The organism is Chromobacterium sphagni, assembly GCF_001855555.1.
GTDB lineage: Bacteria > Pseudomonadota > Gammaproteobacteria > Burkholderiales > Chromobacteriaceae > Chromobacterium > Chromobacterium sphagni.
Window position 1 is genome coordinate 1 of sequence record NZ_MKCT01000073.1, and the last position, 11,531, is coordinate 11,531.

Consider the following 11,531-nt stretch of genomic DNA (forward strand, 5'->3'; position numbering starts at 1 on the left):
GTATCCATGAATTCGCTGCGGGTGCTCAGGGCCTGCGGCATGATGCGGTTGGCGCGCTCGGAAACGTAGTAGTACAGCCCGACCATGGGCAGCACGCATGCCAGCAGCACCGAGGTGGCCAGTGCGGATTTGAACGCCATCAGATAGGCGAACAGGAACACGATGGTCAGCAGATTGGCGAAGAAGGGAACAAATGCCAGCACGCTCTTCGCCAGCTCCTGAGAGTCCTCCCCCACCACGGTCTGTATCTTTCCCGGCGACAGCCGCTCTATGCTCTTGTAATCCGACGCCAGCAGTTTGCGGATGATCTCCATCCTCCAGCCCTGCACGAAAGAGTGGCCGAAACGCATGATCTGCTGCTCGGCGGCCTTGCGGGACGAGATATAGAAATAGACGCAGTTGAACAGCAACACGGCGCTGTACAGCAGATGCGAGGACGGGCTGCCGATGGCCTGGATGATGCACAGGACCAGTGCGGAGTTGAGCAAACCGGAAATCACCGTCAGGCCGACGACCTTGGCGATCATCAGGCTTGAAAATGTCTTGCTGGAGAAGGCCTCGCTGCGCCGCGCCGCCAGGAAGAAGAACAGACTGACCGCGTTGGCGAAGAAGAGCAGCCCCGCGGCGGCCACCGGCAGGCTGGCGGGTCCCCATATCAGCAGATTGGCCCACCCCAGGCCCACCAACAGCGGAGGCGCAATCGCCAGCGCGGAAACCAGCGCCGCGTTCTGCACGATCAGCCGCCCCAGGAAGGCGCGCCAGCCGGGGTTCTCGGCGGACTGCACGAAGCTTTCCCGGATGATCGCGGTTTCCAGCCGATTGGCGGAAATGTCGGCGGCAGCGCCGCTTGCTCCTTTCCCCCAGCGCGCCAGCGCCGGCCACAGCAGCGCCCCGCCTAGCCAGAACAACGCCGCCGCCGCGGTGGAAATCCAATCGCCGACGTCGGCGGCAAAGCTTGACGGCAACGCCTGGGCATCCGCTGCGCGCAAGCGCTCGAAGATGGCCCGCCCCAGTTGCATCACCTGCGGACTGTTGCTGTTGCCCAGCAGGGCGACGCCGACGCCGGTTTCCGGGTCGAACGCGACATAGGCTCCGGCGTTGGGGTTCTGCCCCGGGTGACTCCAGCTGGTGGTCTTGCCAGCCTCAACATCCCAGCCATAGGCATAGCCCGCATCGCCATCTCCTCCGTACGGGCGCTTCGCCTGCCGCAATGCCGCATACAGCGCGGCCTGGCGCTCGTCGCCGGTCGGCCGGGCCTCGCGCTGTAGCAGGAAGCGCAACCAGGCGGCCATGTCCTCCGGCGTGCTGAGCACATAACCCGCCGGTGCGTTTTGCAGATAGCGGGGAGCTCGGAAAGGTTGGGCGGCGGTGAAGCCGACCTTGTAGCCCGGGATGCGCGCCGCGGCGGCTGGCGCGGCCGGATCGCCCTCGACAAAGGTGTGGCTCATGCCCAGCGGCAGAAAAATCCTCTCCCTCATCAATGCCGCGAAGGACTTCCCCGTCGCCCGCTCCGCCACCAAACCCAGCAGGCTGTAATTCAGCGTGGCGTATTCCTCTTTGCTGCCGACCGGATAGGCCAGCGGAACATCCTTCAACAGCGCCGGCAGTTGTTCCAGGGCATTGGGGCCGCTGTTGGGACGCAGAAGATCGAGCGTATCCTCCGACAGTCCGCTGGTATGGAACAGCAGGTTCTTGAGACGAACGGCCGAGTAACCCATCTTCGGATGCCGCGCCAACTCCGGCACCCACTTGGTGAGGGCGTCGTCCCGGCTCAGCGCGCCCTCCTGCTCCAGCAGCGCGATCAGCAAGCCGGTAAAGGCCTTGGAGCAGGACGCCAGCTCGAAGACGCCGGCTTCGCCCTTGCCCAGGCGCAGCGTTCGCGCCTGGCCGCCCACCACCACGCTCAGCCCCCCGGTGGGCACCTGGCCAGCGTCCCAGCGCTGGCTCAACTCGCCGGCCAGCTGCCGCATATCGGCGCCAGGCCCGGGATTGGCGGCGTCGGCGAAAGCGCGTCCCGTCAACACGAGGCAAAGGCTGAGCAGAAAAACGCCCATGCGGAAAAAACCGGCCTTAGTCATTGATCTCGCCCTCCTGCCTGGCGCCCGCGCTCCGCAATTTGCGCTGGGCCAGCAAGGCGCGCCGCTTGTCTCCCGCGCCAGGAGACTGCGGTGTTTGCGCCTCCTCCGCGGCGGATGGCGCCAACTCCTTGCTCAGCTCGCGCAGCGAAGCCGCCTTGAACAACAAGGCCACCGGAACCTCGCGCTCCAGCCTTTGCTCCAGCCTTTTGGCGAACTGGATCAGATCCAGAGAGGTGGCGCCCAATGCGAAGAAGCTGGCGTCCACATCCAATTCATCCTCGCCCAGAAAACCTTCCAGCATGGCGCGCATCGCCGGCAACAGCGCTTCAGCGTCCACGCCCTTGAGCGAGTCTTCGAGGCCGCCGGCCGCCGCTTCCGGTCCGCCGGACCTTGCGCCCGGGCCGAACAGCATCTGCTGCGTGCTCGCTTGCTTTTCCAGCACCGCGCCGATGGGAAGCTTGGACACCGCGAGATAGGACACCCGGCTTTGACGGACCAGCGCCGCCATCGCCATGGCGATTTGCGTACCTTCGGCATTGCTCAGCCCCTCTTCCCGCAACTTGGCGGCGAAGCTGCGCTCCACGCCGCGCGCCTCCATCGCGATGACGATCTTCCCTATGTGCTTTCCCTGGGCCATGAACTGGAATGCGTCGGCAATATCCCTGGCGGAGTAGGCCTTGGTCGGCAGCGGCTTGAGCGCTTCCTGCTCCAGCAGCGCCGCCACTTCCGCCCATGCCTCGCGGTAGGCCGGATGCTCGGCCCCCGCCTGCACCGCGTGGAAGCTGCCGCCTTCCGCGAAAATCGACAATCCCAATTGCCAGTTCTGCAGGATGTCGCGCAGCCCCAGCTCCAGAAAACGCCCCTGCGGCGCCAGCAGGGACAGGCTTTCTTCCAGCAACTCCCCCGCCAGCGCGTTGAGAATCACGTCGAAGGGCCGGCAGCCCAGCTGCTGGCGGAAAACATCGCCGAACTCCCGCGTTCGGGAATTCGCCGCGCCCTTGGCGCCCATGTCCATCAGCAGGCGGCGCTTCTCTTCGCTGCCCGCGGTCACCCAGACTTCCGCGCCCAGATGCAGGGCGATCTGCAGCGCCGCCATGCCGACGCCGCCGGCTGCGGAGTGGATCAGGATGCGTTCGCCGCGCCTCAGGTTGGCGGCGTGGCGCAAGGCGATCCAGGCGGTGGTGAAGGCAACCGGCACCCCGGCGGCCTGCTGGAACCCCAGCATGCGCGGGATAGGCGCCACCACGCGCCTAGGCATGACGACATGCTCCGCCAGGCAGCTGTGCCCCGCGCACATCACCCTGTCGCCGACGCGAACGTCTTTGATTTCCCGACCAACCCGGGTAACCACGCCCGCGGCCTCCTGGCCGAAGGTCATGCTGGGATCAGCGGGAGCCGGCAAGACGCCGAGCGCGATCAGCACGTCCTTGAAGTTGAGACCGGCCGCCTTCACCTGGATTTCCACCTCCTGCGGACCGGGTTCCCTGCGCGGCTCCAGCCGCGTGGCGAAGGCGAAGTTGCCGCCGCCCTCCTCGCCGCCGCTCAGGCGCATGACGCCATGGCGCTTGGCGTCGCCGCCCCGCAGCGCGGCGGAAGCATCCACCAGCAGCAGGTCGTCAATCGCCACCAGCAGCGCGCCATCTTCCGAGTAAATTCTCACCTGCAACAGCTTGTTGGCGCCCAGATCGCCAATCCGCACATGGCTGAGCACGCTGTCGCGCATGGGCGCGAACTGGCTGAACCCGCCGAGGGAAACCGGCGCGAACTGCGCGCCCTCATCTTCGGGCGAGGCGATCAGCGTCGCGGTGTCCAGCAGGGCGATATGCAGGCCGCAGGCCGACGCCTCGCCGCGATACGCCTCGGGAAGCTGCAGCCGACTCACCACTGCGCCGGCCGCCACCCGGTCGACGGCAACCACGTTGCGCCAGCGCGGGCCGAAATCCAGCGCACCTTTCGGGCTGACGCCGCCGCCGTCGCCAGCACGGAACAGCTCGTCGCCGGACAACGCCGGGAGGCTGGCCGCGGCAAGCTCCGCGTCGCCGCGCGCAGCCACCTTGCCGCCGGCATGCTTGAGCCAGGTTTCGCGGGAAAACTCGCCGGTGCCGGAAAAAACTTCAAAGGCGCCGAAGCCATCGGCAAACACCACCGCGATATCGGCCTCCGCGCCATCGGCCACCACCAGCGGCCGCTCGATGGCGACTCCCTGCAAGGAGAAGGCCCCGCCGTCCGCGCGCGACTCCGCCAAGGCCCGGTGGACCAGAGCCACCATGCCCATGGCGGGCATCACCGCAGTGGACGCATCGATGCGATGCTCGTCCAGCCACCAGTCCCGCCTTGCGTCCAGGCGGCTGCGCCAGACGACCGCGCCAGATGGCGCGGCCTGAACCGGCGGCCGGAGCGCCCGGTCCAGCTGCTGGGCGGAGCGCGTCGCCATGCCGGACTCCGCCCAGTCGTCCCAGGCGATGGCCAGAGCCTTGCCGCCCTGGCCACGCACCTGTTCGGCATACGCCTCCAGGCAGGCGTTGGCGGCGACATAGGCGACCTGGCCCACTTTCTCCTTCGGCAGCAGATTGCCCAGGCTGGAAAACAGCAGCAGCGCCGGATTCCCCAGCTTTTCCAGGCTGGCGCAGAGAAAACGGCTTCCCGCCACCTTGGGTGCCAGCGTGGCGGCGGATTCCGCCTCGGAGCGCATCTGCATCATCGCGCCCTCGCCGCGGCCGGCGGTATGGAATACGTAATCCAGCCCCACGCCGCGCGCAGCCAGCTGGAATACCGGTTCGAACGCCTTGGCGAGCGACGCCTCGTCGCCCAGATCGGCTTGCAGCAAAACCACCCGGCTGCCCTTGGCCTCCAGTCCCGACACCCATTGCAGGAACGCCGCATCAGGGCCTTGCTTTGCCGCCTCCGCCGCCCAGTCCCGGCGTTTCGGCAAGGATTTTCGCGTCAGCAGCAACAGATTGCAGTGGTAGACCCGCGCCAGGTATTCGGCGATAGCCGCGCCCATGCCGCCATTGGCGCCGGTGACCAGCACCCAGCTATTGCGGCCGATGTCAGGCAGCGTGCGGCTCAACGACTGCTTTTGCACCCGCGAGGTGACGCCGCGGCGCCAGAAGCCGCCGCGGCGGAAGCAATAGAACTGGCCGCCCTGCCAGCCGCCCTCGATCCAAGGTTTCAGGCCGCCGGCGATATCCTCCGCCGCCGCGCTGTCCATGTCCACGCAGAGGGCGGCGATGCCGGGGTACTCTTCCGGAGCGATCAGCAACGGCCCCAGCAGCTGGCTCTTCTCCGCATCCAGTTTTTCCGCACCGCTCCAGGCCGCCATCTGCCTGGCGGGGAACAGCAGCCGCAGCTTCGGCGCCGGAGATTGCGCCGCGCTCCAACGCGCCAGCTCCATGGGCAGCCAGAACGCCCAGAACTGCGCTTGGCGCGCGTCCAGCTCATCCAGCAATCCGGTGACGACGACATCCATGGAGGCGGAAGCCCGCAGTCCTTGCCGCGACAGCCAGTCTTGCAGTTCGGCGTGGATACTGGCGAAATCGCCGGTCCAGTCGCCGCATTCGATAAACGAGCACTCACCCCATCCCAGGGCCGCTGCCAGGCCGCGTTCCCTTTCCGTGACCCGCGGACAAATGATCCAGGCGGCCGGAGCGGCATCCGGCGCGCCGGACCCTACCGCCGGCGCGCTCGCCCGCTCCCATTCCATCCCGTAGTATCGGTCGCCGAAAAACAACGAGGACACCGTCTCGGAACCGAGGGCTTGCGCGGCGGCACCCGCCAGCGGCGGGCAAACGCGGCGTTCGAATGCATGGCCTGGCAAATGCGTCCGCAAAACCTCGCGCTGCGGCGTTGCGGCCTCGCGCAGCCGCGCCCATTCAATCTGTCCGCCATGGGTCCAGGCCTTGGCAATGAACTGCCGCGCGGCATCCGCCTCTTGCTCCGAGCCGCCTGCGCCCAAAGTCTGAGCCAGCCGGTCCGCGCTCAGGCCCAGCCATTTGCGCGCGTGTTGCAGCAAGTCCGAACCGGCGCCGATTTGCACATACAAGGACTCGGGATGGGCGGCCTCCGCCTGCCGCAAGGCGCCACCCAATTGCACTGGAGCCAACATCTGGGTCACCCAGTACAACGGATCGCACATTTCGTCCGCGGCTATCTTGCGGCCCAAGGAAGTGGAGTAGATCGGGCATTGCGCCGGTTGCAGCGCATAGGCTTGCAGCAGCTCGCCAAAGGCGCGCGCGGCCGGTTCGATCAGCGGCGTATGGAAGGCGTGCGACACCGCCACTCGCTTGAAGGCGAAGCCGCGCTCGGTCAGCCAGCTCTCCGCATCCGCCGCCCGCTCTTCAGCCGCAGCCAGCGTCCAGGTGCCCGGACTGAGTTCCGCCACTCGCCATAATAATGTAGCCGGAAACCCGCCATCGAAGCCCTTCTTGCAACTAGCGGCGAAGACCGCCCCCCTGGGCATGGCATCCATCAGCCGCGCGCGCGCGACCACCAGCTCCATGCCCTCATCCGGGCTGAACACGCCGGCAGCGGCCGCCGCCGCGAACTCGCCCAGACTGAAGCCGCACAAGGCAACCGGTTGGCAGCCGATACGGCGCAGCCAGACGCCCAGCGCAGCCTGCGCCGCATACAGAATGGGTTGCAGATAAAGGGTCGATAACTGATCGGGCTGCCTCACGCATTCGATCAGGACTTCCCGGTCGATGGATAGCAAGGCCGCGGCCTTGTCCAGCAAGCCCAGATAGAGGGCGCCGAACGCCGGATATTGCTCCGCCAGGCGCAAGCCCATCTGCGGAGATTGCGCGCCCTGTCCCGGAAACAACCACACCTGTCCGGCCACGGGCGCATGCGCGCCATCCATCAGCGCCCAGTCGTCCAACTGCCGCTTCCAGCTGTCGCCATCGGCGGCGACGAAGGCCGCGCGGCTGGGATACTCGGCCCGGTTGTCCTGCATCTGCCTGGCGATGGAGACGAGGTCCGCCGCGCCATCCTGATCGACATCGAGGTAAGCGGAGTATGACTCGATCAAACGCGCCAGCGCAGCGGGCGATTTGGCCGACAGCGGCAGTATCTGCGCCGCGCCCGCGCGCTCGCCGCCAAAGGGCGCAGGGTCGCTGGCGAGCGATTGCGGCGGCTGCTCCAGCAAGGCATGAACATTGGTGCCGCCAATGCCGAACGAGCTGACGCCGGCGCGCCGGATAGGCTGCAGCGCCGGCCACGCCTCGGCCTGCGCCGGCACCCAGAAAGGCGTTCTATCCAGATCCAGATGCGGATTGGGCCGGCCAAAATGCAAGGAAGGGGGGATTTTGCCAAAGCGCACGCTCAGGGCAGCCTTGATGAGTCCGGCGATGCCGGCGGCGGCGTCCAGGTGCCCCATATTGGATTTCACGCTGCCCACGGCGCAGCGGAATCGACCCAGTTCCTCCGGCGGCAACAATTCCGCCGCGACCCGGTTCAGCGCCTGGATCTCGATCGGATCGCCCAGCGCCGTGGCGGTGCCGTGGGCTTCCAACATGCCCAGGCTGGAGAACGGAATGTCCGCCAGCTGGTACACCTGCGCGATGACCTCGGCTTGCCCCTGCACGCTGGGTGCCTCGAAGCTCACCTTTCTGTCGCCGTCGTTGTTCATGCCGGACTCGACGATGATCGCATGGATGGGGTCGCCATCCGCCAGCGCGTCCTCCAGCAGCTTCAACAGCACCACCGCCACGCCGTTGCCGTTCACGGTGCCCTGCCCTTCATCGGAGAAGGTTTTGCAGTGGCCGTCCGGGGACAGGATCATGCCGTCCTGGTGCAGGTAGCCTCCCGCCACCGGATCGGTGATGCACGCCCCCCCGGCCAGCGCCATGCCGCACTCGCCGGCCAGCAAGGACTTGCAAGCGAGATGCACGGCGGACAGCGAGGTCGAGCAGGCGGTCTGCACATGCAGCGCAGGACCGCTCAACTTCATGCGGTAGGCGATTTGCGTCGCAAACGAGGCCGGATCGTTGTAGTTGCCGACATCGAACATTTCCGCGATGTCCTGACTGGCGCCGGCGAACTGTCCCAGCCGCTCCAGGTTCAGGGTGGAACCGATGAACACGCCCGCGTTCAGCGTAACCGCTCCGGGCGTCAGCCCAGCGTCCAGGAAGGCGTTGTAGCTGACTTCATGCAGCACCCGCAGTTGCGGGTCCATTTTTTGCGCTTCCCGCTGCGAATAGCCGAAAAAACCGTGATCGAAGCACTCGGCGTCTTCCAGCGAGGCTTTTGCGGGGACGTAATTGGGCAGGCCTACGATCTCTGGCGGCTCGCCGGCAGCCAGCAACTCCTCCCGTGAGAAAAACGTTACCAGCTCGCGCCCCTCCAACAGGTTGCGCCAGAAGACCCGCCAATCCGGGCTTTGGGGAAATCTGCAAGACATGCCGATGATGGCGACTTCATTGCCGGTATATTCGCGTTTCATGATGCGGAACTTCCTTTTGCTTTACGACGCCTGTCCGCCAGCCGGTTTTTGCCTGACTGGGCCGATGACAGCTTTTGTTCTTCGAATGGCTGCATGCCGGAAACGGAGGGGGCCGGATGTCCGGCGGACGCATCGCCGCGCTTGATCCAGCCGGCGAAAGAGGCGATGGTTGGATGTTCGAACAGGACCGCGACGCCGACATCCCTGTCGAACGCCTGCTGCATCCGGGATTGCAGCGCAATGATCTTGATGGAGTCGCCGCCGGCGTCGAAGAAATTGACGTCAGTAGCCGCCCGGCTTTCCAGGACCGCGTGCCAGACCTCCTGCACCTTCTCCTCCACCGGGTCGGTCGCGGCCGCCGGGCTGGGCGCCTGCAGCTCCTGTTGCTCGGCACGCTCCAGCAGCCGCCTGCGGTCGATCTTGCCGGTAAGGGTGCGCGCGAAGCCGTCCATCGCCACAATCTGCGCGGGCACCCACGACTCCGGCAGATTCCGGCGGATGTGCTCGCGCACACGGGACTGCAAATGTTCCGGCTCCGCGGCGCCATCGACAAACAGACGCCATTGCCGTTTTCCTCCCCGCGTCGAAACCGGCAACAGGCAGCAGGCCTTGACCTCCGCCATCGCCTCCACCACCCGCTCCAGCTCCCGCGGCTCGATGCGCACGCCGTTCACCTTCACCTGATCGTCGATCCGGCCGAGATACTGGAAACCGGCATCCGGGGAAAACGTCACGGCGTCGCCGGTCCGGTAGAACGCCTGCCCGCCGTATTCGACGAAGCTTCTGCGGGACTCGGCCGGATTGGCGGCATAGCCGCGCGCCACCGGCCGGCCGCCAACCCGCAATTCGCCGCGCACCCCGGCGGACAGCGGCTGACCGAAAATGTCCGCGCAATAGGCGACGGCGTTTTGAATCGGCCAGCCGATGGAAACGTCCCGTGCGAGCGACTGCCTGGCGCTGAGGCAGTCGACCGTGGTTTCGCTGGGGCCGTAGTGGTTGCTGACGGCGTAGCCCTTCCGCAGCAACTCGTCGCGCAGCCGCACCGGCAGCGCCTCGCCGCCGAATATCCACAAGCGCATGGCGGGCAGCAAGGGTGCATCCTGGACCAGCTGCGCGATGGCACCGGGAATGAAATTGATCAGGGTGATCGCCTCTTCCCGCAACAGACCGATGAATGCCTGCCGATCCAGCAGGATGTCCGGGGAGGGATAAATCAAGGCGGCGCCGGCGATGAGGCTGCCGAACAGATCCTCCACGCTGGGGTCGAAATTCAGGTCGGTCAGCCCCAGCACCCTGTCGGCGGCGCCAAGGGCGGTCTCCCTGACAAACCAGTCCAGCAGGTTCGCCACCGAGTCGTTGCGGATGGAAATGCCCTTGGGGGTGCCGGTCGTGCCCGAGGTGAAGATGAAGTAGAACTCGTCATCCGGGTGCCGCTTGAGCCACAGGTCGGGCGCGCCGGCCAAAGCCGACGGTCCGGCAGCGGTTTCGACATCCAGCAACAAGCGGCCGCCGACGTCGGCGCCCAGTTCGGCGATCAGCGACGCGCCGCACAGCACGATGCCGCACCCCGCCAGGGTCAGCAGCGTTTGCTTGCGTTGCGGCGGGTCTTTCGGGTTGACGTAGAAGTAGCTGCCGCCGCTGAACAGGACCGCCAGTATCGCCTGCGTCGACAACAGCCCCTTGTCCAGATGGACGGCCACTCTGTCGCCGGGAACAAAGCCCGCGCCCCGCAATTGCTCCTGCAGAGCGCGGATGCCCTGCCCAAGCTCGCGGTTGTCGATGCGTCTGCGCCCTTGTATCAGGCCGGCCTCCTCCGGGAAGTCGCCTAACCGCTGCTGGATGCGCTGCAACAGCGCATTGATGTCAGGCGTTTGCGCATTTCGCTCGCCCCACGCCAGGGAGCTGGCCATCGCGTCATCCGGGCCCAGGCTTAACGCCAGATCGCCGATCGGCGCGCCGGCCGGGGCGGCGGCCAGGTCCGCCGCCAAAGACTCGAACGCGTAAAACACCGCGTCCACCGCGTCGGGATCGCCCTCGTAGCTTTCGCCCGCGCTCAGCTCGACCTTCCATTGGTCGGTGCCGGAAACCGTCAGCGTCAGGCCGAAATGGGTGGTCTCCTCGCTATGCAGCTCGGCCAGATGCGCGCCGCATCCGGCGTCCTGCAAACTGGCGTCGATGGGATAGTTGTCGAAAACCACCAGCGAGTCGTACAGCTCGCCGCGCAGTCCCGCCGCCTCCCTGACCATCAAAGGCGGCGTCTTCTCATGCCTCTGTGTCTGCTGCAGGGTCTGGAAAACGGCGCGCAGCGCCGCCTCTGCATTCCATTTGCCGTCCAGCGTCAGGATCAGCGGCACGGTATTGGTGAACAGTCCCAGTGGCTGGCGGTCGGCGTTGTGCGCCAACGCCGCCTCTCGTCCGGAAAACGCGCAACCGAAAGCGACGCTTTTCTGGAAGGTGAGCTTGGCCAAGGTCAGCGCCCAGCACAGGTAAAAAAAGCTTGCCGGCGTGACGCCGGCGCGACGGCAAAGCGCCTCTATCTCTTCTTTGCGTCCGGCGCGCCACAGGCTCCGCGCCGTTGCCGGCATCCTGCCCAAGCGCGGCTGGCCATCGCGGCGGAACAAGGGCTCGGCCAGCAGCTTGGTGGCCGTAGCGGCATCCGCGTCGGGCAGACCCTGGAACACGGCGTCCCAATATTCGCGGCTGGCTTGCAGCTCATGCGGGCTCAACCCTTTCCAGAGTTGCTGCGAATACAGCCGGGCCTCCAGCGGAGCGATGCTCTGTCCGCGCAAGCCCTGCAGCCAAAGGGAAATCAGCAACGAACTGCTCCAACCGTCCATCAGGATATGGTGGAAGGAAAAAGCGATGTTCAGCACTCCCGCTTCCACGTCGTGGAAGCAGGCGATCCGGAACACTTCCGCATCCAACTCAAACGGCGTCGCTTTCGATTGCGCCAGCCAGTCCAAGCCTAGCCGGTTTAGCGACGGCTCCAGCCCAGGCTGCGCGACGCGGACGTA

The 11,531-nt window shown here is 66.3% G+C and carries 3 protein-coding genes; all 3 read right to left on the bottom strand.

Annotated features, from left to right (window positions below; genetic code table 11):
* The coding region (locus BI344_RS20535) for a serine hydrolase (protein ID WP_071114664.1) at nucleotides 1–2,078 on the bottom strand (2,078 nt) is incomplete at its 3' end.
* On the bottom strand, nucleotides 2,071–8,517 hold the full coding sequence (locus BI344_RS20540) for a type I polyketide synthase (protein ID WP_071114665.1): 6,447 nt from the start codon (nucleotides 8,515–8,517) through the stop codon (nucleotides 2,071–2,073). The genes BI344_RS20535 and BI344_RS20540, both read right to left, overlap by 8 nt.
* The coding region (locus BI344_RS20545) for an AMP-binding protein (RefSeq protein WP_139167092.1) at nucleotides 8,514–11,531 on the bottom strand (3,018 nt) is incomplete at its 5' end. The genes BI344_RS20545 and BI344_RS20540, both read right to left, overlap by 4 nt.